At 69.0% G+C, this 22,250-nt stretch carries 22 protein-coding genes; 15 read left to right on the top strand and 7 right to left on the bottom strand.

All coding sequences use genetic code 11. The features are described 5' to 3' along the window. Positions 1 to 69: 69 nt before the first annotated feature. From F8178_RS12835 to F8178_RS12825, 3 genes are read right to left on the bottom strand one after another with little or no spacing between them, the layout of a single operon-like run. A complete protein-coding gene (locus tag F8178_RS12835; protein ID WP_317494991.1) occupies positions 70 to 1,917 on the bottom strand; it encodes a right-handed parallel beta-helix repeat-containing protein in 1,848 nt (615 codons plus the stop codon). Positions 1,918 to 1,919: 2 nt separating this feature from the next. Then, the gene (locus F8178_RS12830) at positions 1,920 to 2,357 is read right to left on the bottom strand and encodes an adenylyltransferase/cytidyltransferase family protein (RefSeq protein WP_317494990.1); all 438 of its coding nucleotides are present in this window, start codon (positions 2,355 to 2,357) and stop codon (positions 1,920 to 1,922) included. Beyond that, on the bottom strand, positions 2,354 to 2,998 hold the full coding sequence (locus F8178_RS12825) for a CDP-alcohol phosphatidyltransferase family protein (RefSeq protein ID WP_317494989.1): 645 nt from the start codon (positions 2,996 to 2,998) through the stop codon (positions 2,354 to 2,356). Before F8178_RS12825 ends, F8178_RS12830 begins: the two co-directional genes overlap by 4 nt. A 363-nt stretch (positions 2,999 to 3,361) precedes the next feature. Here F8178_RS12825 and F8178_RS12820 point away from each other — a divergent pair, with 363 nt between their 5' ends. Together F8178_RS12820 and F8178_RS12815 are read left to right on the top strand one after the other, a co-directional pair. Further along, positions 3,362 to 4,846, top strand: coding sequence for a cell shape-determining protein (locus tag F8178_RS12820; RefSeq protein ID WP_317494988.1), 1,485 nt, complete (start codon positions 3,362 to 3,364; stop codon positions 4,844 to 4,846). A 1-nt stretch (position 4,847) separates the two neighbouring features. Continuing rightward, entirely contained in the window at positions 4,848 to 6,089 is a 1,242-nt protein-coding gene (locus tag F8178_RS12815; protein WP_317494987.1) for an oligosaccharide flippase family protein, read from the top strand. Positions 6,090 to 6,175: 86 nt separating this feature from the next. On the opposite strand, the gene F8178_RS12810 is transcribed toward F8178_RS12815, so the two are convergent. Then, positions 6,176 to 6,808 carry a hypothetical protein gene (locus tag F8178_RS12810; RefSeq protein ID WP_317494986.1) on the bottom strand — a complete coding sequence of 211 codons (633 nt, stop codon included), beginning with the start codon at positions 6,806 to 6,808 and terminating at the stop codon, positions 6,176 to 6,178. 212 nt (positions 6,809 to 7,020) lie between these two features. Between F8178_RS12810 and thrS the strand changes: the two genes are divergently transcribed. From thrS to F8178_RS12795, 3 genes are all read left to right on the top strand, one after another. Continuing rightward, on the top strand, positions 7,021 to 9,063 hold the full coding sequence (thrS, locus tag F8178_RS12805) for a threonine--tRNA ligase (protein WP_396345433.1): 2,043 nt from the start codon (positions 7,021 to 7,023) through the stop codon (positions 9,061 to 9,063). 104 nt (positions 9,064 to 9,167) lie between these two features. After that, positions 9,168 to 9,719 carry an HIT domain-containing protein gene (locus F8178_RS12800; protein WP_317494985.1) on the top strand — a complete coding sequence of 184 codons (552 nt, stop codon included), beginning with the start codon at positions 9,168 to 9,170 and terminating at the stop codon, positions 9,717 to 9,719. A gap of 11 nt (positions 9,720 to 9,730) precedes the next feature. Further along, positions 9,731 to 10,399, top strand: coding sequence for an O-methyltransferase (locus F8178_RS12795; RefSeq protein ID WP_317494984.1), 669 nt, complete (start codon positions 9,731 to 9,733; stop codon positions 10,397 to 10,399). Between the two features lie 53 nt (positions 10,400 to 10,452). Here F8178_RS12795 and F8178_RS12790 read toward each other — a convergent pair whose 3' ends face one another. After that, positions 10,453 to 10,992: a YceI family protein gene (locus F8178_RS12790; RefSeq protein ID WP_317494983.1), complete on the bottom strand. Its 540-nt coding sequence runs from the start codon at positions 10,990 to 10,992 to the stop codon at positions 10,453 to 10,455. A 197-nt stretch (positions 10,993 to 11,189) separates the two neighbouring features. On the opposite strand from F8178_RS12790, the gene F8178_RS12785 reads away from it, so the two are divergent. The 5 genes from F8178_RS12785 to F8178_RS12765 all read left to right on the top strand — a co-directional run bounded on the left by F8178_RS12785 (position 11,190) and on the right by F8178_RS12765 (position 15,279). Beyond that, positions 11,190 to 11,744 carry a MarR family transcriptional regulator gene (locus tag F8178_RS12785; protein WP_317494982.1) on the top strand — a complete coding sequence of 185 codons (555 nt, stop codon included), beginning with the start codon at positions 11,190 to 11,192 and terminating at the stop codon, positions 11,742 to 11,744. 232 nt (positions 11,745 to 11,976) lie between these two features. Continuing rightward, complete coding sequence (gene pgsA, locus F8178_RS12780; protein ID WP_317494981.1) at positions 11,977 to 12,588, top strand: phosphatidylinositol phosphate synthase; 612 nt, start codon at positions 11,977 to 11,979, stop codon at positions 12,586 to 12,588. Between the two features lie 26 nt (positions 12,589 to 12,614). Further along, positions 12,615 to 13,622, top strand: a complete 1,008-nt coding sequence (locus tag F8178_RS12775; protein WP_317495094.1) for a phosphatidylinositol mannoside acyltransferase — start codon at positions 12,615 to 12,617, stop codon at positions 13,620 to 13,622. After that, entirely contained in the window at positions 13,619 to 14,782 is a 1,164-nt protein-coding gene (locus tag F8178_RS12770; RefSeq protein WP_317494980.1) for a glycosyltransferase family 4 protein, read from the top strand. The genes F8178_RS12775 and F8178_RS12770 overlap by 4 nt, the downstream gene beginning before the upstream one ends. 62 nt (positions 14,783 to 14,844) lie before the next feature. Continuing rightward, positions 14,845 to 15,279, top strand: a complete 435-nt coding sequence (locus F8178_RS12765) for an NUDIX hydrolase (protein WP_317495093.1) — start codon at positions 14,845 to 14,847, stop codon at positions 15,277 to 15,279. A gap of 33 nt (positions 15,280 to 15,312) precedes the next feature. Here F8178_RS12765 and F8178_RS12760 read toward each other — a convergent pair whose 3' ends face one another. After that, the gene (locus F8178_RS12760) at positions 15,313 to 17,436 is read right to left on the bottom strand and encodes an elongation factor G-like protein EF-G2 (RefSeq protein WP_317494979.1); all 2,124 of its coding nucleotides are present in this window, start codon (positions 17,434 to 17,436) and stop codon (positions 15,313 to 15,315) included. A 424-nt stretch (positions 17,437 to 17,860) separates the two neighbouring features. Between F8178_RS12760 and pdxS the strand changes: the two genes are divergently transcribed. Further along, a complete protein-coding gene (pdxS, locus tag F8178_RS12755) occupies positions 17,861 to 18,787 on the top strand; it encodes a pyridoxal 5'-phosphate synthase lyase subunit PdxS (protein WP_317494978.1) in 927 nt (308 codons plus the stop codon). 167 nt (positions 18,788 to 18,954) lie between these two features. Here the strand turns inward: pdxS and F8178_RS12750 are convergent, their stop codons facing one another. Beyond that, complete coding sequence (locus tag F8178_RS12750) at positions 18,955 to 19,509, bottom strand: XRE family transcriptional regulator (RefSeq protein ID WP_317494977.1); 555 nt, start codon at positions 19,507 to 19,509, stop codon at positions 18,955 to 18,957. 76 nt (positions 19,510 to 19,585) lie between these two features. Between F8178_RS12750 and F8178_RS12745 the strand changes: the two genes are divergently transcribed. The 4 genes from F8178_RS12745 to F8178_RS12730 all read left to right on the top strand — a co-directional run bounded on the left by F8178_RS12745 (position 19,586) and on the right by F8178_RS12730 (position 22,212). Beyond that, positions 19,586 to 20,287, top strand: a complete 702-nt coding sequence (locus F8178_RS12745; RefSeq protein WP_317494976.1) for an AzlC family ABC transporter permease — start codon at positions 19,586 to 19,588, stop codon at positions 20,285 to 20,287. Further along, positions 20,284 to 20,607, top strand: coding sequence for an AzlD domain-containing protein (locus F8178_RS12740; protein WP_317494975.1), 324 nt, complete (start codon positions 20,284 to 20,286; stop codon positions 20,605 to 20,607). The genes F8178_RS12745 and F8178_RS12740 overlap by 4 nt, the downstream gene beginning before the upstream one ends. A gap of 113 nt (positions 20,608 to 20,720) precedes the next feature. Further along, on the top strand, positions 20,721 to 21,332 hold the full coding sequence (gene pdxT / locus F8178_RS12735) for a pyridoxal 5'-phosphate synthase glutaminase subunit PdxT (protein ID WP_396345470.1): 612 nt from the start codon (positions 20,721 to 20,723) through the stop codon (positions 21,330 to 21,332). Between the two features lie 130 nt (positions 21,333 to 21,462). Beyond that, positions 21,463 to 22,212, top strand: a complete 750-nt coding sequence (locus tag F8178_RS12730) for a YebC/PmpR family DNA-binding transcriptional regulator (RefSeq protein ID WP_317494973.1) — start codon at positions 21,463 to 21,465, stop codon at positions 22,210 to 22,212. Positions 22,213 to 22,250 lie beyond the last annotated feature (38 nt).

Here is a 22,250-nt window from a genome sequence, read left to right as displayed (position 1 = left end):
GTCGCCGCCACCGGGACCGGCTCGCCGACGGTGGGCGAAGGGCCGTGAGATGCCGCGTGCCAGCTCCTGTCAGGGAGATGAGGCGCCGGGCGGGCTGCCGGGCTCGATCCCGATCCTCTCGGCGATCCTCGCCGGTATGTTCGCAGGCGAGACGCGGTCAACGATGCCTTCGCGGAGCGTGTAGTCGCCCTGATCGGCAGCGGTGAACGGGGAAGCAGGCAGCTCACCGGCCGCGCCGCTGCCCTCGAAGGAGGTGTTGCCGCGCAGCTCGGCCAGCGAAGCGAACTCGGCGATACGCCCGTCGCCGAGCGCCAGCCTCACCAGTGGCTGCCGGTTCGCCGTGGCCTCGTAGAGGTAGACGTTGCCGTTCGCACGGCTGACGAACGGTGGGTTGCCCTGCTGCTCGTCCTTGCCGTCGGCGGAGTGGATCACCGGCCGTTCCGTGTTGTCCTGGGCGAAGACGTTGTTCACCAGGACCGTGTCGGACGTCAGCCACGTCAGGCCGAGCTCGTCGCTGTGCGGATCGAACTCGGGATCGCGCGGGTCGTTGTAGATCCCGAGCGTGAGGTCGTTGCCTGTGAAGGTGTTGTGGTAGACCTCGACACCGTCCGAACTGGAGATCTTGAGCCCTTCCCCGCCGTTGTTCGCCGAGACGTTGCCACCGATCAGCGCTTGCGAGGAAACCTCGTAGTAGAAGCCGTGCCTGAGGTTGTCTGTGGACTGGTTACCCACCACTGTGGCGTCGGTGCAGCCCAGGTCGCACCACCACCCTGTGGCGTGGTTGCCTGCGAAGATATTGCCCGCCACGTGGACACCGTCGGTCCTGGTGACCTTACTGCCCGCCGCGCCGATAGCCTCGCCGGTGAGCGTGAAGTGCCGCGCGTTGTTGCCGGTGATGGTGTTGCCCGCGACGGTGAGGCCGTCAGCGCGGTTGGCAAGCAGGCCGACGAGCCCGTTGTCGCGAAGGTGGTTGCCTGCGACGGTGGCTCCTGGCTGGAAGACCGCCAGGCCCGTCGAGGCCGACCAGGCGAAGGTGCTCCCGGTGATGGTGACATCCGGTGCGTTGACCACCACCATGGCCGAGCGCGTGCCGTAATCCTGCCTGCTCGCGTAATGCTCGACGCCGATACCCTCGATGATGCTGCCAGCGGCCTCGTCGCCGTCGAACTGCAGCAGGTGGTCGTGGGTGGCGACCTCGACGGTGGCCTCGGACGGATCGTCGCCGATGAGCACCGCGGGCGCGTCGGTGTCCACCAGGAACGTGCCGGGTTCGAGCTCGTCTCGGTCGGCTACCTGGCCGAGCGGCTCGCCGTCGACGAACACCATGTCCGGCCGGCCCGCCAGGGGGCGCTCGTCGTCGATGATCTCGGGAATGAAGCAGTCACGGCAGAAGTCCGGGACCCAGTCGGTGTGCTCCCAGTACCCTGGGCCTGCCGACCAGTCGTCCACCACCGTGCTCCCCCGGAACCAGACCTCCTCACCGGGGTAGGACTGGATGGTCACGCTGGTGCGGATCATCCCGACCGACTCGCGATAGACGCCTTCCCGCAGCACGATGGTCGCGTCCTTCTCGGCGCGGTCGATCGCCTCGGCCAGCGTCCGCAACGGCGCTTCACGCGTGCCTGCCGCGTCGTCGTCGCCTGAGGTAGCGACCACCATCGCGTCCTCGGGGATGTCGGGTTCGCTGGGAGGCACCGGAGGCTCGGGACGTTCGAGCGCGGGTTCGAGGATCTCCGGAGGTTCAGGCGGCAGTATCGCCTCGGCGTTCGCGGGTCGCAGCGCGATCCCGCTCCGTGAGGAGTCGGACAAGCAACCGGCGAGTGCGGTGGGAGTCAGTGCCGCGAACAGCAGTGAGGCAACCGCGACGGCCGTGTACCTGACATGCCCGGCGCGCGCGCTCGCGGTGGACCGTGACATGGTCAGCTCCCGGTCTCGTACCTGCGGTTGGCCGTGGTGATGAAGGTGCGCAGGGCGGTGCTGGAGGTGTGCACCGTGTAGGGGAAGTAGACCACGCGCGCGCCGACCTGTTCGAGCACGATCTCCAGCCTGTCCCCTTCGGTGGTGCCGCGCCAGTCGTCGCCCTTGAACAGGACATCGAACCCGTACCGTTGCCAGGAGGCGAACTTGTCCACGTGCGGATCGGCCACCGCGTCGTCCACGTAGCGGACACTGCGCACGATTTCGATACGTTCGGCGAGCGGGACGACCGGCCGCCGTCCCTTGGCGAGCTCCACCGCCTCATCGGTGACCACCCCGGCCACCAGGCGGTCGCAGTGGGCACTGGCGTGCCGGAGCAGGTTCAAGTGGCCGATGTGGAACATGTCGTATGCCCCGGGAGCATAGCCGATTACAGTCATGATGCTGGATCTTCCGACGGAGAGTGCTGGGACTGGGCGGGCCGGGTCACCGGCGGGGTCAGCTCGGCGATCTCGCCACGCCACTTCACCAGCGCCATCGCCAGGAAGGTGGCGTTGGCGGCGAACAGCGCCGCGTAGCCCACCAGGAAAGCCTGACCGAACCCGAACGCGAGGAAGAGCAAGCAGAGAACACCGTAATCGGTGGGGGCGACGAGAATCGAGCGGCGAACAGACGTGCTGCCCGCCTGCGGGGCCCGATCCGCGTGCCGTCTGCGGAGCTGGTCGTTGAGGATCATGGTGAAGAACAGCACCGCGGCCACCAGGTGGAAACCGAGGGGGATCAGCAGGTATTCGGGGGCGACGTCGAAATGCCGGTAGACCGCGATCAGTACCGCGATGTGCAACGCGGAGATCTTGATGCTGTCGACGACGTGATCGAGCCACTCACCCTCGGCAGTGCCGCCCCCGCGCAGTCGGGCGAGCTGGCCGTCGGCCGCGTCCAGCGCGTACCCGAGGACCAGGGCGAGCGTGATCGCCACGCCGAGCAGCGGTGTGGGCTCGAGCGTGGCGATGAGGCCGATGCCGCCGAAGGTGAACAGCGCGCTGACCGCGGTGACGCGGTTCGGCGTCCACCCCCACACGTAGGTCAGAGCAGCGAGTACCGCACCGGCCTTCCGGTTGACGAAACGTGAGTAACCCGGAGCCCCCTTCGTAGTTTTCTGTACACTTCGGACGCTTTTGAGCGCGTCGGAAAAACTCGGTCTGTTCGGATCTGTCAACGTCCCCCCACGCAGGGTTCCGGTCACGGCTCGTGGACATCGCACTACTGCGGTGCCAGGGTCGCAGGGCGGATCCCCCGATTTCCCTGCACGAGACTAGGTCCCGTCGCCTACGATGTCGCGGAAGCAGGAAAATTCGTTACAGCTACTCAATATGCGACTGTATGTGACGGAAACTACCAATAGGTCCGGTATGCCCAGGCTCGGCCGTTCGGAGTACACAGGATGGAAGACCAGACGACACCGCGGGTGTTCGACTCGCTGTGGCGGTACCGGTGGAGCTCGGCGGGCATCGTGGCCTGCATCGTGGCGGTCAGCCTCGCGGTGGCGCTGGTCGTTGGGGGATCAAGCACGGTGGAGGCGCGGGTGGTGCTCCAGCCGCCCGACGAATCCGGCCTGATCGGCGTCGATACCTCCAGCGAGGCCGCCTTCAGCCGTTACGTCAACCAGCGCGCGCTGTTGATGACCTCCGATCGCGTGCTCAGCCTCGCTCAGGAGGATCTCGAACGGCACCGCCCGCTACGTGAGCTCCGCCGGGAGGTCAGCGCGCGGGAATCGGATGCGGGCGAATCCATCGTCCTCGAGGTCGACGGGGCCAACACCGACGAGGCGATGGAGTTGGCAGAAGCGGTCATCGACGCGTACCGGTCGGTGGCGGGGCAGGAGCTTGCCGAACGGGTCGACGGTGCGCTGGAGACCCTCGCCGAGCGCAGGCAGGCGGTGGAGGAGTCGCTGCCCGACGGGCAGGCGGGCAGCCGTGTGGAGGCCAACACCTCGGCAGCGGCGGAGACGTTGAGCGAGCTCGACCGTCAGGCGACCGAGCTGCGGCTGGCCAGCGACGAGATCGGTGACGGGGTCGCTTTCGTGCAGGCGACCCAGCCCGAAGAGACCACGCTGGTTGCCACGCTCGCCAGGGACGGCGGGATCGGGCTGGTGCTCGGTCTCATTGTGGCGACCGCCGTCGCGTGGGTACGCGCCGATCGTGACCGGCGGCTGCACGACCCGAGCAGCTTCGCGGCGCTGGTGGACGAGCCAGTGCTCGGCGAGATCGAGCGGCTGGGGCCCGAGGTGGCGTTCACGCTGACCGACCCCAAACAGCAGCCTGCCAAGCCCTACCGGTTGATCCTGGCCAGCGTGCAGCAAGCGGTGCCGCGCGGTATCGTCGCGGTCACGGGGTTGCCCACCAGCGGCAGTACGACCACGTCGCTGCAACTGGCGGGTGCGGCCGCGCGCGCGGGCATGCGGGTACTGGTGATCGACGCCGCGCTGCGGACCCGCGGGCTGTCCGCGGCCCTGCTCATCGACGGCCCAGAGCACGGCGGCCTCACCGACCTGGCCGCGGGGTTGAGCGATCTCCGCGGTGTGATGCGCCCGGTGAACCTCGGCTACGGCATGGGGTACTGGGCGGTGCCCGCCGGGCAATTCGCCGAGGGCGCCGCCGAGGTGTTCCGTGCCAGCCAGCTGCGCACCATCGGCGAGCAGCTGCGGTCCGGGTACGACCTCGTGCTGATCGATTGCTCGGCCCCCGATGTGGAGCCCGAGTCCACGCCGCTGCTGCGGGAAGCGGACAGAGTGGTGGTCACCGTGCGGTACGGCACCTCGGACGACGAGCTGCTGCGGCTGCGCGGGCAGCTGGAGATGATCGGCGCATCCATCGCGGGCTACGTGTTCACCTTCGCCGCTCCCGTCACGCGTAACGGACGGCGGTGACATGGCGGGTGGTCCGTCGTTGACGTGGCTGCGACGTATCACGTCGAAGCTGGCCGCCCCGGTTGTGGCCCAGGCGCTGACCGCGGGAACGAGCTTGCTGTTGCAGGTGATCGCGGCGCACGCGCTCGGTCTGGCGGAGTTCGGGGCGTTCTCGCTGTTTCTCGCCTTGTTGGTCAGTGCTGTGGCGCTGTACACCGGCTACGTCGGCGACAGTCTCGCGGTACTGGAGCGACACGAGCCTCGGATCCGCTCGGCCCTGGTGACCAGCGCGCTGAGCGCCATGCTGCTGTGCGCCGCCGTGGCCATCGGCGCTGCCCTCGTGGTGCGGGCTGGAGACGGATCGCTGGCGGCGTTGTACGCGGTGATGGTGGTGGCCTGGCTGCTGAAGGAGTCGGCGCGCCGGTTGTTGATCGCCAGGCTCGAGTTCGGCAAGCTTGTCGCCCTCGACACCGTGTACCTGGTGGTCACGCTGACGACGCTGGTGGCGTTCCACCTCTGGGGTCCGGGCATCAGCCTGCACGCGCTGTTCCTCGCGATGGCAGCCGGTGCCCTGGCATGCCTGGTCTCCGGTCTGCTGTGGCTGCCACGGTACGAATGGCGGCGACTGCGTCCCGGCTTCGGGGGTATGCGCGAGCTCGCGTCGTTTGCCGCATGGCGCTCAGCGCAGGCCACGCTGCGGCCGGCCGCCCTGCTGGGAGCGCGGGTGCTTGTGGCGAACCTGCTTTCGCTGACCGCGGTGGGCATGCTCGAAGCGGCGCGGCTGGTGGTCGCCCCGTTGCAAGTGATGATCAACGGTGCGGGTAGTTACCTGCTCGCCGGGTTCTCCGTCGCCGAGCGCGAGGGAGCGGCCCGCTCGGGAGCGTTGACGGGCCGCGCGCTGCGGTTGCTGCTGCCAGCCACGGTCGGGATCGGGGTGGTGCTTGCCCTGCTGGCCGATCCGCTGGGGAGGCTGCTGACCGGTGAGCCGGTCGATCGGTGGATCGTGTTCGGGTGGGTGGCCTACCTGGCGGTGTGGGCGGCAGGCCTGCCGTACATCACGGAGGTCGTGGCGAGACGGCGGTCACGGGCGGTGTTCGCCGCCCGGCTCGCCGACTCGCTCGCCGGACTGCTGCTGGCAGGCGCCCTGCTACTGGCTGGGCTGGGCGTCGCAGCTGTGCCGTGGGCGATGGCGCTCGGCGGGTGCTATGCGGTGTGGCGCGCGCGCAGGCTGGCTCTGGCCACCCGGCAGCACGAACCGGTGTGAGCCGGCCCGTGGGGCGAGCCGGGTGGGCGAGCCGAAGGGCCCCTCGGGTACAGCATGTGTACCGGAGGACCCCTTCGGCTCACCCGCTACGCGTCCACGCGCACGAACTCGGCGTCGTCGACGTCCCAGCGGTGGTACTGGGTCCACACCTCGCGGGTGACCAGGTCGGTCATGGTCACCGTGATGTCGCCGTGCCAGACCGCGACATCGGCGGGCAGGTGGGTCCAGTGTTCGGGGTCGACCACGGTGCCGAGGGGGCGCACCTCGTCCTGCTCCGTGGCCATCGCGACCACCCCGGTATAGGTATGCGCGGTCCTCTTGCCGCAGTCCATGATGATCAATGTGTCCTGGTGGCCGTTGCCGGTGACGTCCGCGTGCTGGATGACGGTGCCGAAGGCGAAGCTGTAGACGTACTCGTCGACCTCGCCGTAGCCGGAGTGGAAGGCGACCTCCTGCTCGGGGCAGTCGCCGACGGGGGGCACGGTGAACGTGGTGTCGTGCCATTCCACGTCGGCAGGGGTGAGGTGCTCCTCGCTCTCCTCACCCTCTCCGTTGTCCCCGTTGTCCCCGTGCTCGTCGCTGGCCGGGGCCCACGCCGGCGAGTGCTCACCGGTGAGCGCGGTTGCCGGTGGTGCGCTCGCCAAGGAGCACGCCAGCATTGCCGCGCCGAGGGCGCCGAGCACGGCACGCGTACGTCGCTGTGGCCGTCCCGAAATCACACGCACCTCCTGATGCCACCCCGCCTCGGGGACTCTCTGAGCAACGACGCGCGAGCGGGCGGGACGGTTGCGATGTACGGGAGTCGACCACCCGATCGGCTGGTGCGCAAGCCCGCACCGTAGTACCGGAACACCGCAGGTAAAATCGGCTGCCGCCCGCTCTTGCGCGCGCAGCCAACGTCGTGTCCCCGTTCTCGCAGGGAGCCAACATCGTGAGCACGTTGTCCGAGCCCGCGGCTCCGCCGCGCATCACCGTACCGGCAGGCAGCAGCGCAGGCGCGGCGATACGTGAGGCAGGCCTTCCCGGCAAGGGTCCCGACGCGGTGGTAGTGGTGCGCGACACCGAGGGATCACTACGGGACCTGTCGTGGGTTCCGGAGGTCGACACCGAGGTGGAGCCGGTGGCGGCGAACACCGAGGACGGCAGGAGCGTGATCCGGCACTCCTGCGCCCACGTGCTCGCCCAGGCGGTGCAGGAGCAGTTCCCCGAAGCCAAGCTCGGGGTCGGTCCGCCGGTGCGGGACGGCTTCTACTACGACTTCGCGGTAGACACCCCGTTCACCCCCGAGGACCTGCGTGCGCTGGAGAAGCGCATGAAGCAGATCATCAAGTCCTCGCAACGCTTCTCCCGCAGGGTGCTGCCGTCGCGTGAGGAGGCCAAGCGGGAGCTGGCGGATGAACCGTTCAAGCTCGAGCTGGTCGACGACAAGGGCGAGGTGGACACCTCCGAAGTGATGGAGGTCGGCGGTGGTGAGCTGACCATCTACGACAACATCGACCCGCGCAGCGGCGAGGTGGCCTGGGGAGATCTGTGTCGCGGCCCGCACGTGCCGACCACCAAGCACATCCCGGCCTTCCGGCTGACCAGGGTCGCGGCTGCGTACTGGCGTGGTGACGACAGCAACGCCCAGCTGCAGCGCATCTACGGCACCGCCTGGGAGTCACAGGAGGCGTTGGACGCTCACCTGGAGATGCTGGCTGAGGCCGAGCGGCGTGATCACCGGAAGCTGGGTGCCGAGCTCGACCTGTTCAGCTTTCCCGAGGAGATCGGCTCCGGGCTGGCGGTGTTCCATCCCAAGGGCGGGGTGGTGCGCCGGGTGATGGAGGATTACTCGCGGCGCAAGCACGAGGAAGCGGGGTACGAGTTCGTCTACTCGCCGCACATCACCAAGTCGGACCTGTTCGAGACGTCCGGACACCTGCAGTCCTTCGCCGAAGGCATGTTCCCCCCGATGGAGCTGGAAGGGGTGAACTACTACCTCAAGGCGATGAACTGCCCGATGCACAATCTGATCTTCCGTTCGCGTGGTCGCTCGTACCGCGAGTTGCCGCTGCGCATGTTCGAGTTCGGTTCGGTGTACCGCTACGAGAAATCGGGGGTAGTGCACGGGCTGACCCGCGTGCGGGGCATGACCCAGGATGACGCGCACATCTACTGCGCGCCCGAGCAGATGCAGGACGAGCTGCGGAACCTGCTGACCTTCGTGCTCGATCTGCTGCGCGAGTTCGGCCTGGACAACTTCTACCTCGAACTGTCGACCCGCGACGACTCCCCGAAGTTCATCGGCGAACCTGCCGAGTGGGAGGAGGCCACCCGGGCGTTGCGCGATGCGGCCGAGTCCTCGGGCCTCGAGCTGGTGCCGGATCCCGGCGGGGCCGCCTATTACGGCCCCAAGATCTCGGTGCAGGCCACCGACGCCATCGGCCGTACCTGGCAGATGTCCACGATCCAGGTGGACTTCCAGCAGCCGAAACGTTTCGGGCTGCAGTACACCGCCGCGGACGGCTCCCGCAGCCAGCCGGTCATGATCCACCGGGCGCTGTTCGGCTCCATTGAGCGGTTCTTCGGGGTGCTCACCGAGCACTACGCGGGCGCGTTCCCGGCATGGCTGGCGCCGGTGCAGGTGATGGGTATTCCCATCGCGGACGAGCACACCCCACACCTGCTGGACGTGCGCAAGACGTTGCGGGCGCACGGCATCCGTGCCGAGGTGGACACCGGCGACGACCGGATGCAGAAGAAGATCCGGAACCACACCACGGACAAGATCCCGTTCCTGCTGCTGGCGGGTGGTCAGGACGTGGCGGCTGGTGCGGTGTCGTTCCGTTTCCGGGACGGCAGCCAGCTGAACGGGGTGCCGGTCGCGACCGCGATCCACGCGATCACCGAATGGGTGGAGCGGCGTGCGAACACCACCCCGACGGCGGAGGCTTTCGCGCCGGTGGTCGGCAGGGTGCCGGGTCAGCAGGAATGATCAGCTAACCGGTACGGGTCGACCGTGGATGCGGCGAGCCCGATACCCTCACCGGTGCCAGTGGTGACACGTACCCCGAGACGACGTATCGAGGCGGTTGCGCGGTGACGGACGAGTCCGAACTCGTTGAGCAGGACGGTGTCGGCATCGATGATGCCCTCCAGCGCCTGTGGACCCCGCACCGGCTGGCCTATATCAAGGGTGAGAACAAGCCGGAGGACGATCAGCCGCAGGGGTGCCCGTTCTGCAGGCTCGTCGAGCAGGATGATGCCGACGCGCTGATCATCGCACGGGGTGTGCAAGTGTACGCCGTACTCAACCTGTACCCCTACAACCCGGGGCACCTCATGGTCGTACCGTACCGGCACGTCGCCGACTACACCGAGCTCACCGAGGCGGAGACGCTGGAGCTGGCGGAGTTTACCCAGCGGGCGATGCGGGTGATCCGCTCGGTGTCTGGCGCCCACGGCTTCAACATTGGGATGAACCAGGGAGTGATCGCCGGTGCGGGCATCGCCGCGCACCTGCATCAACACCTCGTTCCCCGCTGGGGAGGGGACTCCAACTTCATGCCGGTCATCGGCCACACGAAGGTGCTGCCCGAGCTGCTCGCCGAGACCCGCACGCTGCTCGCGGACGCGTGGAAGTCGGTGTAGCGTCGGGCGCTGTGAGCACTACACCGTGGGTCGAGGTCGATCGATACCTGGACGAGGTGCTGATCGGGAGGGACGAGGTCCTGGACAGCGTGCTCCAGGCGTGCCAGGACGCGGGTCTGCCCGCGATCAGCGTGTCGGCGGCGCAGGGGAAGTTCCTGCAGCTGCTGGCACGGATCAAGGGGGCGCGGCGGATCCTGGAGATCGGCACGCTCGGCGGGTACAGCACCATCTGGTTGGCGCGCGCGTTGCCCGCGGACGGCACGTTGGTCACCCTCGAGATGGATGCCAAACATGCCGCGGTGGCCGAGTCCAACATCGTGGCCGCGGGGATGGGACCCAGGGTCGACGTGCGTGTCGGGCGCGCGCTCGACCTGTTGGCCCAGATGGAAGCGGCCGGGGAGCAACCGTTCGATCTCGTGTTCATCGACGCGGACAAGCCGAGCAATCCTGATTACGTCTCGTGGTCGTTGCGGCTGGGGCGCCAGGGGACGGTGATCGTGGTCGACAACGTGGTCCGTGAGGGCGCGGTGATCGACGACAGCAGAGAGGATGCCACGGTCAGCGGGATCCGTGCGATGAACGAGCTGATAGCCGACGAGCCTCGACTGTCGGCCACTACATTGCAGACGGTCGGCGCCAAGGGCTACGACGGTTTCACGCTGGCGGTCATCGATGCGTGAGTGGTGCGGGGCCATCGGTGGCCCCGCACCACCGGGGGAGAGGTAGGTGCTGTTCAGGACTGCAGCGCTGCCTCGATCTCGAGAGTGACGGCCACCTTCTCGCTGAGCATGGCGTTGCCGGGCTCGCCGACGCCGAAGTCGAGGCGATTGATCGTGGTTTCGGCCGAGGCCCCGAGGGTTGTGGCGTCGTCGTTGGCTGGGTTGGCAGCGACCCCGTGGAGCTCGGTGTTCAGGGTCACCGGAACGGTGTAGCCGCGCCAGGTGAGCTCCCCGTCGATCCGGTAGCCGTCGCCGTCGCGGCTGACGCCGGTGGAGCGGAACGTCATGGTCGGGTGGCTGTTCACGTCGAAGAAATCATCCGAGCGGACGTGCTGATCGCGTTGCTCGTTGCCGGTGTCGATGGACGAGACGTCGATCTCCGCGGTGATCGAGGCCTCGGTCACGTCCTGCCCGGTGACGATCTGCCCGCTGAACACGCGGAACTCACCCCGGACGCGTGCCAGGCCGAGGTGGCGGACCTTGAAAGTGACCTCGGAGTGCACCGGGTCGATCGTCCAGGTGCCGGTGGGCAGTGTGGTGGCTGTGGTCGTCACGACGACGTCCTCCTTGTAGTCGGGGCTAGCCGGGGCTGCTCGGTACTGGTCTGGTGACCGTTTGCCGCCGCGTGAACCGCGCGGCAGTGCTTGTCCGGCACCAGGTCACCGGCCGTCCTTGAGTTCCCGATAATTGATGTCTCAACGAAATCGTAACGTCATATCGTTGAAAGCTCAACCATGGGTAGGATGAAGGCATGGATGAGGGAGTTCGCTGGCTCAGCCAGGACGAGCAGCGGGTGTGGCGCAGGCTGCTCGATGCCATCAGCATGCTCACCGAGCACATCGAGCGCCGGACACAGCAGGACGCGGGGATGCCTGCCTCGTACTACGAGGTACTCGTGGTGCTGTCCGAAGCCCCGGACCACACGTTGCGGATGAGCGAGCTGGCCAGCCGCTCCCGGTTCTCGCGCAGCAGGCTCTCGCATGCGGTGACCAAGCTGGAGGCCAAGGGATGGGTGTTGCGCACCAGCTGCCCGACGGATAAGCGAGGAGCGCTGGCGACGCTGTCGGACGAGGGGATGACGGTGCTGCGGGCGGCCGCTCCGCATCACGTGGAGGCGGTGCGCGAGGCGGTGTTCGACGCGCTCAGCGAGGAGCAGGTCCGCAAGTTGGGCGAGATCGCGGGCACCATCGCCGACGGGCTCGCGGACACCTGTGCGGCGGCCGAAGCGGAGGCGGCCGAAGGTGACGAGCCCGGCGAGCAGGCCGAGCGGGCAGGTGATGAGCGCGGTCACAGCGCACGCCGGTGAACCAGCCGCTGCTCCGTGACGTTCGTAACGGTGGCCCGTCACCCCACAGCGGTACAGCGGGACCGCCGGATAACCGGTGCGGTCCCGCGGCCCGTCATCGGCAGTGATACGCACCCGAGCAGCTAGGCTGATGACGCCGTAGGGTGGCAATGACGACCCGCGCGAGATCCTGGGCGCTCCACCGCGAGACCGTGCCGGACCGCACGCGCGCACATGTGAGGGACCTGAACCGATGTTGAACGTCTTCGCCCGCGCTTCCGTGTCACGCGCCGTCGATCCCATCGGTCGCGCGCTGGTGCGTGCCGGGTTGACCCCGAACGGTATGACGCTGATCGGCACGGCAGGCGCGATCGCCGCCTCACTGGTGTTCTTTCCCACCGGCATGCTGCTGGCGGGGACGTTCGTGGTGTGGTTCTTCGCCATGCTCGACGTGCTGGACGGGGCGATGGCACGGGCGAAGGGGAGCCCCACCGCGTTCGGCGCGGTGCTCGATGCCACCGGCGACCGGCTGGCTGACGGTGCGCTGTTCGGCGCCATCGCCTGGTGGTGCTTCATGGTCGCCGACAACCGCACTGCCGCGGCGGCCGCACTGATCGCGCTGGTGCTCGCCCAGATCATCTCCTACATCAAGGCCCGCGCCGAGGCGAGCGGGCTGCAGGCGGAAGGTGGCTGGATCGAGCGGCCCGAACGGCTGATCATCGCTCTGGTGGGTACCGGACTGCAAGGGCTGGGCGTGCCACACGCGATCGAGGTTTCGTTGTGGCTGCTGGTGGGACTATCCACGGTGACGCTGGTGCAGCGAATGCTGGCGGCACGCCGATCGGCGCAGGAGGCTGCCCGGTGAGCGCAACGCTGGCATGGTTGCGGGGTATGGGGCGCGACGTCGCGTATGCCACCGGCTGGGGTGTGGTCAGACTGCTGCCGTCCCCTGTGGCGGACACGCTGTTCGCGGTGGGAGCCGATGTCGCCGCCCGCCGCGCCGGGCCGCGAGCCCGGCAGCTGCGGTGCAACCTCGCCAGGGTGGTGCCACAGGCGGGTCCCAACGAGCTGGACGAGCTGACCCGCAAGGCACTGCGCTCGTACGGCCGGTACTGGCAGGAGATCTTCCGGTTGCCCGCCGTCGATCGGGACGAGATCTGCCGGAAGGTCGATGCGGGCATCGACGGTGTGGACAACCTGACCGCAGCCCTTGCCGACGGGCGTGGTGCGGTGCTGGCGCTGCCGCACAGTGGTAACTGGGATGTCGCGGGCCTGTGGCTGGCCAACCGGGTCGGGCGATTCACCACGGTGGCCGAACGGTTGCGACCGGAGTCGCTGTACCGCCGGTTCGTGCGTTTCCGCGAGTCCCTTGGCTTCGAGATCCTGCCGTTGGCCAGTGTCGCCTCGTACCGCACGCTTCGCGAGCGGCTCCGGGCCAACCGGGTGGTGTGCCTGGTCGCCGACCGTGACCTGACAGCAGCGGGAATCGACGTGACCTTCTTCGGCGAACGCACCCGCATGCCGGGCGGGCCAGCCCGGCTCGCCGCCGACACCGGAGCCGCCCTGCTGCCGGTGGGCTCGTGGTTCACCGACAGCGGGTGGGGCTTTCGCGTCCATCCACGGATCCGGGTGGACAGCCGCGACGAGGTGGCGGCAGCGACCCAGCTGCTCGCCGATTGCTTCGCGGGCGACATCGCGGCTCATCCCGCGGACTGGCACATGCTCCAGCGCTTGTGGCTCGCCGATCTCGACGACCCGGACGCGATCCCGCCCGTCGGCGGGAGGGAGGTCGCCGCTGGCGACGGCGGCGATGGCCAGCAGGCGGCAGGGCACAGCCGGGAAACCGCCGGGCGTGCCGACCTCGACGAGCCGCACGTGGGAGAACCGGGACCGCCGTGAAGATCGGAATCGTCTGCCCCTACTCCTTCGCCGTCCCCGGTGGTGTCCAGGGACACGTCGTTGAGCAGGCGAAGGCGTTGCTGCACCGGGGGCACGAGATCTCGGTGCTGGCGCCCGCGGAGGGCATGGACGAGCTTCCGGCTTTCGTTCACGGCTCCGGCCGCTCTGTGGGCATCCCGTACAACGGTTCGGTGGCACGGTTGCAGTTCGGCCCGCTCGCCTTCGCCAGGGTGCGGCGCTGGCTGCGGGACAACGACTTCGACGTGCTGCACGTGCACGAGCCCACCGCTCCCAGCCTGTCGATCCTGGCGCTGGCCGTCGCCGACGGACCCATCGTCGCCACCTTCCACACCTCCACGCCCCGCTCACGCACGCTGGCCGGGTTGGGGCCGCTGCTGCGCCCGCTGCTCGAGAAGATCACCGCGCGGATCGCGGTCTCGGCGCTGGCGCGCCGCGTGCAGGTGGAACACCTGGGCGGGGATGCGGTGCAGATCCCCAACGGGGTCGACACGGCCTTCTTCGCAGGCGCGCGCCCCCTGCCCGGGTACCCGCGCCGTGGCCTGACCATCGGCTTCGTGGGCCGGTACGGTGAATCTCGCAAAGGGATGGGCGTGTTGCTCGACGCGATGCGGCTGCTCAGCGAGGAGTTCGACGACCTGCGACTACTGGTGGCAGGCCACGGCGACAGTGCCGAGCTGTACCGCGGGTTGGACGCGCGAGTCGCCGAACGCGTGGAACTGCTCGGCCGGGTCGACGACGCCACCAAGGCGCGCATGTTGCGCAGCGTCGACGTCTACTGCGCCCCGAATCTCCGTGGTGAGAGCTTCGGGATGATCCTGACCGAGGCGATGGCGGCGGGTACGCCCGTGGTCGCCAGCGCGCTGGACTCCTTCCGCAGGGTGCTCGACGACGGGCGGGCGGGCGTGCTCGCGCCTCCCGGCGATGCGGCAGCGCTCGCCGAGGCGCTGGGCTCGTTGCTGCGAGACGGGAGTCGGCGCGCGGAACTGGCGGCTGCGGCCTCGCGGCACGTGCTGCGCTACGACTGGTCCACCGTGTGTGAGCAGGTGATACGGGTCTACGAGACGGCGATCGCGGCTGACCCGAGACGGGTCAGGGAGGCAGGGGAACGCTCGGCGCCGTTCCCGGAGCGGCACCCGTGATCGACACCGCGCTGCTGCTCACTCTCCTCGGTGTGCTGCTTGCCCTGCTGGTGGTCGGCGGCATGCTGGTCTCATCGGCCACCCGGCTGAACCGGTTGCATGTGCGCACCGATGCTGGCTGGGCGGCCCTGCAGTCGGCGCTGGACCGGCGCGCCGTCGTCGCACGAGCCGTGGCGGCGAGCTCGCTCGACGGCTACGCGGCCGACCGGCTGCGCCGGGTCGCCGACCGGGCGGAGCGCGCCACGCCCGCCGAGCGGGAGATCCACGAGAACGAGCTCACCCGGCTACTCGCCGCGATCGACCGCGATCGGTTACCCGCCGTGCTGGCCGCCGAACTCGGCGACGCGGAGCAGCGCGTGGTCATCGCACGGCGGGTGTACAACGACGCCGTCCGGGACACTGTGGCCGTTCGCCGCAACCGCGTGGTGCGCTACTTCCGGCTCGCAGGCAGCGCACCGGTGCCGGAGTACTTCGAGATCGCAGAACCGGATCCCTAAACGGCACCGGGCCCGCTGCCACGCCCGGTTTGGTCAGGCGCGCGCCTTGACGCCCTGCGGGAGCGGTTCGTAACGAGCGAAGCGCCGCGTGAAAGACGCCGTTGCAGAGGTCATCGAACGCAGGTCCACGGCATACCGCAACAGCTCGGTGGCGGGCACGTCCGCGCGCACGGTGGAGGTTCCGGCCTCGGCCTCGGTGCCGAGCACGCGACCGCGCCGCGCCGACAGGTCACCGAGAACGGTTCCGAGGTACTCGTCCAGCACCCGCACCTCGATCTCGTCGAGCGGCTCGAGCAGCGTGATGCCGCCGTTGGCGGCCGCGTCTTTCAGGGCGAGAGCCCCAGCGGTCTGGAAAGCCGCGTCGGAGGAGTCCACGCTGTGCGTCTTGCCGTCCACCAGCGTCACGCGGATGTCGACCACCGGGTACCCGTCGGCGAGGCCGAGGCTCATCTGGTGCCGGACGCCCTTCTCCACGCTGCCGATGAACTGGTTGGGGATGACCCCGCCGACGATCCGGTCGACGAACTCGAATCCCGAGCCGCGGGGTAGCGGCTCCACCTCGATGAAACACACCGCGTATTGGCCGTGCCCACCGGATTGCTTGACGTGCTTGCCATGCCCTTTGGCAGGCCCGGCGAAGGTCTCGCGGAGCGGGATGCGGACCTCCTCGCTGGTCACCTCGATGTCACCCGCCCGCAGGCGCGAGAGCGCCACGTCGGCATGCGCCTCACCCATGCACCAGAGCACGAGCTGGTTCGTCTCGGGGTTCCGTTCCAGGCGCAGCGTCGGATCGCTGGCGACCAGCCGGGCCATGTTGCGGGAAAGCGCGTCCTCGTCGCCGCGCTTGGTCGCGGTGACCGCGATCGGTAGCAGCGGTTCCGGCATCGGCCACGGCCGCATCAGCAACGGGTCCGAGGGAGCCGACACCGTGTCCCCGGTCTCGGCCGATCCGATCTTGGTGAGCGCGCAGAGATCGCCTGCCACACAGAAGGGCACCTCGCTCAGCTCGGTGCCACGCGCCGAGTAGACGTGGGCGACCCGCTCGTCCACGTCGTGATCCGCGTGACCCCGATCGGCGAGACCGTGCCCGGAGACGTGCACGGTCCGGTCGGGGCGCAGCGTTCCGGAGAACACCCGTACCAGCGAGATCCGCCCGACGTACGAGTCGACGCTGGTGTGCACCACCTCGGCGGCCAGCGGGCCGTCCGGGTCGGCCTGCAGCGGTGTGTGCGGCTCCCCGGAAGGCGCGGTGACCTCCGGAAGGGCGTGCTCGACGGGGCACGGGAACCCGCGGGTGATCAGTTCCAACAGCTCGGCCAGCCCGACACCGGTGTGCGCGCACACCGGGATCACGGGGTGGAACGATCCCCTGGCGACCGCGGTCTCCAGATCCTCGATCAGCGTGGTTTCCGGGATGTCCTCGCCCGCCAGGTACCGGTCCATCAGCGACTCGTCCTCGCTCTCGCCGATGATGCCTTCGATCAGCTCGTCCCGCGCCTGATCCGCCGACCCGGCCGCGGTCGCCTGGTGCACGCCCGGCTCGCTGATCGTCGGGGGATAGCCACCGGAGTAGTCGGCGTAGCGCCGCGTGATCAGCCTGATCAGCCCCGGCCCGTCGCCGTCGGCGGGCAGGTAGACCGGTACCACGCCCGCCCCGAACGCTTCCTGGCACGCGTGCATCTCGGCCATCACATCGGCTCTCTGGTGGTCGAGCCGGGAGATCACCACGGCGCGGGGGAGGTTCACCGCGGCGCATTCCTGCCACAGCGCGATCGTGGCCGGGTCGACGCCGTCCGCGGCACAGACGACGAACAGTGCGGCGTCCGCGGCGCGCAGCCCGGCACGCAGCTCGCCGATGAAGTCCGCGTATCCCGGGGTGTCGATGAGATTGATCTTGATGCCCTCGTAGGTGGTGGGGGCCACAGAGACCCCGACCGAACGTTGCTGCCGCACTGCGACCGGATCGTGATCGCACACGGTCGTCCCGTCGGATACCGAACCCGCCCGTGGCACGGCACCGGTAGCCGCGAGGATCGCCTCAACGAGCGTGGTCTTGCCCGAACCGGACGGCCCGACCAGGACCACGTTGCGCACCTTACGGGGATCATCGACCGCCAGGGCCGCTGAGCGGCCGTTCCTTGCTTGCTTGTCCGCCATGGCATGCCTCCGGAGCGCCCAGATATACGGGTGTGTCGCCGATCACACACCGAATCGCGGCGTCGAGCAAGAGGCCGAAGGGCGGACCGGGTCCCGGTCCGGCTGACGACCGACCACGCTACCCATCCGAAGGTGCCGCGCACGCAGACGTCGCGTACGGCGAGGGCGCTCGATCGCGCCCAGCGCCGACCGGGGCCGATCGCAAAGTGGACTGCTAGAAATGCCTCACACTGGACTGCCCGAGCGGTCCACGCGGGCCGTACCATGAACGGTGCAGGCGTGCGAGCAACAGTACGCCCGCCCCGCGTACTCCGGCCGTGTCCCGGCGGGACCGGCATCCCCGCGATACGGCATCCGTCTCGTGGCTCACGCGGCCGGATCCGGGGCGAGTTGTGGCATCCGCGATGAGAGAAAGGCACGTGCATTGACCGCCGTCGACGGCTCGAACCAGACCACCAACACCCCGAACACGCAAACGGGCACCGCTCGCGTCAAGCGCGGCATGGCCGAGATGCTCAAAGGCGGGGTGATCATGGACGTGGTCACCGCTGAGCAGGCACGAATCGCCGAAGACGCGGGGGCGGTGGCCGTGATGGCGCTCGAGCGAGTGCCCGCGGACATCCGTGTCCAGGGCGGAGTCGCGCGGATGAGCGATCCCGACCTGATCGACGGCATCGTCGAGGCCGTGTCGATCCCGGTCATGGCCAAGGCACGCATTGGGCACTTCGTCGAGGCCCAGGTGCTGCAGTCGCTCGGGGTGGACTACATCGACGAGTCGGAGGTCCTCACCCCGGCCGACTACGCCAACCACATCGACAAGTTCGCGTTCACCGTGCCGTTCGTGTGCGGCGCCACCAACCTCGGCGAGGCGTTGCGTCGCATCACCGAGGGCGCGGCGATGATCCGTTCCAAGGGCGAAGCGGGCACCGGCGACGTCTCCAACGCCACCACCCACATGCGGCAGATCCGTGCCGAGATCCGCAGGCTGTCGTCGTTGCCGGAGGACGAGCTCTACGTGGCGGCCAAGGAGCTGCAGGCTCCCTACGAGCTGGTCCGCGAGGTAGCCGCCAACGGCAAGCTTCCCGTCGTGCTGTTCACCGCGGGGGGCGTGGCCACGCCTGCCGACGCGGCGATGATGATGCAGCTCGGCGCGGAGGGCGTGTTCGTCGGCTCCGGCATTTTCAAGTCCGGCAACCCGCTGCAGCGCGCGGAGGCGATCGTCAAGGCCACGACCTTCCACGACGACCCGGACGTTGTCGCCAAGGTTTCGCGCGGTCTCGGTGAGGCCATGGTCGGCATTAACGCCGAGAGTGTCACCGACGCCGAGCGGCTGGCAGGCCGGGGCTGGTGACGGAGGCCCCGGCGGCCCGGCCCGGCGGGGCTCACGGCACCGGGTAGAGCTCGATCGCCGCGTGGTCACCGTTGTCGGCTCACCGGGCACGTCGGCGGGCCGGTGGGGCGGGCCGGTGCCCGCTCAGGCTGTCAGCGTAACGGTGGGTACCGACATCGCGGTGGATCTCACACGTGTTCCATCACCAGTACCGCCCAGCTTCCCGGTAGTAACGCCTCGTAGACGTGCTCGACGTCGCCGGGGAACGCCGCGTAGTCGCCCGCGTCCAGCTCGACCGGCCGCTCGGCGGGTCCGGTGCGGATCCGTCCTGAGGCGACGGTGAGGTGCTCGATCGTGCCAGGGATGTGGGGATCGGCGCGCCGCTCGGTGCCCGGCTCCAGCGTGATGGTGTAGATGTCCCGCCGCGCCGCGGGCGGGCAGGACGCCAGCAGCGTCCCGACGAAGTTCGCCTGCTCGGACGCCACGCCGGGCGCCTCGCCCGCCCGCAGCACCCGTACCCGCGGTTCCGGCGGTTCGACCAGGCGGGAGAACGGCACGTCGAGCGCGACGCCGAGTGCCCACAGCGTTTCCACGCTCGGGTTGCCGGAACCGGCTTCCAACTGGGAGAGCGTGGACTTGGCGACACCGGCGCGTTTGGCGAGCTCGCTGAGCGAGAGCCCGGCCCGCTGCCGTTCCCTGCGAAGCGACGCCGCGATCACGTCGAGAGGTGTTGCTGCGGACATGCCTGCCTCGTGTTCGGTGTGTCGGACTAGATGTTCATCTTGACGAACACTCCTGTCATGTTCTACACACGATACTATGCGTTCGCTATACCGAACACTCGATCGCGCCGCGCTCCGGGATGCCGGGTTGATCGCGGCGGCCGCAGGCGTGGTGGGGCTGTCGTTCGGCGCGATCGCCTCGGGAGCGGGCCTGCCGTGGTGGCTGCCGGTCACGCTGTCGGTGCTGGTGTTCGCCGGCGCCTCGCAGTTCGTGTTCGTGGGCATCCTCAGCGCGGGAGGCGGCCTCGCAGGCGCGCTGCTCGCGGCACTGCTGGTCAACGCAAGGCACCTGCCGTTCGGCTTCTCGGTGGCGCCGGTGCTCGGTGCCGGGTGGCGCCGCGCGCTCGGCACGCACCTCATGGTGGACGAGACGGTGGCATTCGCACTGGCCCAGCCGGACCCTCGCAGCAAGCGAGCGGCGTACTGGCTGCTGGGGAGCACGCTGTTCGCTACGTGGAACGCCGGAGTCGTGGCCGGGGTCGTACTGGCCAGCGCGGTAACCGACAGCGGCGCGCTCGGACTGGACGCGGCGTTTCCCGCCATGCTGCTGGCCCTGGTGGCCCCGGCACTGCGGGACCGGCGCACGTGTGGGGCCGGCGCCCTCGGCGCGGCGGTCGCGCTGGCGGTCACGCCGATGCTGCCTGCCGGGATACCGGTGTTGCTCGCGCTGGTCGCGTTGCTTGTGGTGCCGGTGCGGCGTGAGGGCGGTACGCCTCGCGCGGCGGCGGGGGCGCGATGAGCACGACGCCGCTGTTCCTTGTCGCCGTGGCGGCACTGGCGCTGGGCACCTACGCGTTCCGCGGCGCGGGCCCCGCGCTGCGCGGGCGGTTCGCGATCCCGTCCTGGCTGGACGATCGCGTGACGCTGGCGACGGTGGTGCTGCTCGTGGCGCTGGTGGCCACCCAGGCACTGACCGAGGGCGATGGTTTCGCGGGCTGGTCACGCCCCGCCGGGGTGGCGGTCGGCGGCGTGCTGGCCTGGTTCAAAGCCCCGTTCCTCGTGGCGGTACTCGCCGCAGCGGGTACCACGTCGATGCTGCGTCTGCTGGGTGTGCCGTGATCCCGGCACCCGCTCGGCCGTGCCGGACCGGCGGCCCCGCGAGCCCGACGCGCACGGTGGCCCCCTAGGGTTGAGCTGCGGGATCATGTGTAGAGGTAGGTGGTGTACGGGTGGTGAAGCCCCATGTCGGAGTGCTCGCCCTACAGGGCGATGTGCGGGAGCACCTGCGAGCGCTGGAGTCCTGTGGCGCGCGGGTCAGCGCCGTGCGCAGGGCAGCGGAGCTCGCCGAGGTGGACGGGCTGGTCCTGCCCGGTGGCGAGTCCACCACCATGTCCCGCTTGCTCGAGGTATTCGACCTGCTGGAACCGTTACGGGAGCGGCTGGCGGGCGGCATGCCAGCTTACGGCTCGTGCGCAGGCATGATCCTGCTCGCGAGCAAGGTGCTCGACGGCAGGCCGGACCAGCACCAGCTCGGCGGCCTCGACGTGATCGTCCGTCGCAACGCGTTCGGCAGGCAGGTGGATTCCTTCGAGGCGGACCTCGACATCGCGGGTATCGACGGCGGGCCGGTGCACGCGGTGTTCATCCGCGCCCCCTGGGTCGAATCCGCCGAACCCACTGTCGAGGTGCTGGGTACGGTTCCCGACTCACCGGCGGCTGGACCGGCGGCGGGTAGGATCGTCGCGGCCAGGCAAGGATCGGTACTCGCGACGGCCTTCCACCCCGAGCTCACCGGTGACCGCAGGCTGCACCAGCTGTTCATGGAGATCGTTCGAGAGCACTGACGAGAGCGCTGAGCAGGCGGGTGAGGCTGGGATACTGGCCCGTGAACCGATACGGCGCGCTTGCGCACGAACCGGCAGGCGATTCCGGCGCGGCGGGCGCAGGTACGTACGTGGAGTAGATGGAGGAGAGATGAGCGGCCACTCCAAGTGGGCGACGACGAAACACAAGAAGGCCGCCCTCGACGCCAAGCGAGGCAAGCTGTTCGCCAAGCTGATCAAGAACATCGAGGTCGCAGCGCGAACCGGTGGCGGCGAGCCGGAAGCCAACCCCACGCTGTACGACGCCATCCAGAAGGCCAAGAAGAGCTCGGTTCCCGCGGACAACATCGAGCGTGCCCGCAGGCGTGGCGCGGGCGAGGAAGGCGGCGGCGCCGACTGGCAGCAGCTGATGTACGAGGGCTACGCACCGAACGGCGTCGCGGTGCTGATCGAGTGCCTGACCGACAACAAGAACCGCGCCGCCAGCGAGGTGCGCACCGCCCTGACCCGGAACGGCGGCTCGCTGGCCGACGCGGGATCGGTGTCCTACCTGTTCAACCGCAAGGGCGTGGTGATCCTGCGCAAGAACGGGCTCACCGAGGACGACGTGCTGATGGCCGTGCTCGAGGCGGGCGCCGAGGAGGTCAACGACCTCGGCGACAGCTTCGAGATCGTGTCTGAGCCGAGCGACCTGGTGTCGGTACGGACCGCGCTGCAGGAAGCGGGGTACGACTACGAATCGGCCGAGCAGAGCTTCCTCCCGTCGGTCAGCGTGCCGCTGGACGCCGAGGGCGCGAAGAAGGTGTTCAAGGTGATCGAGGCGCTGGAGGACGCCGACGACGTGCAGAACGTCTACGCCAACTTCGACGTCAGCGACGACGTGCTCGCCGAGGTCGGGTAGCCGATCCTGGACCGGATCCGTGGGCAGGCTATACGCGA

The sequence above is a fragment of the Haloechinothrix sp. LS1_15 genome, from assembly GCF_033042135.1.
Classification (GTDB): Bacteria; Actinomycetota; Actinomycetes; order Mycobacteriales; family Pseudonocardiaceae; genus Haloechinothrix.
The sequence above is the reverse complement of the archived record's forward strand: the minus strand, read 5'-3'. Positions and strand labels throughout refer to the sequence as shown.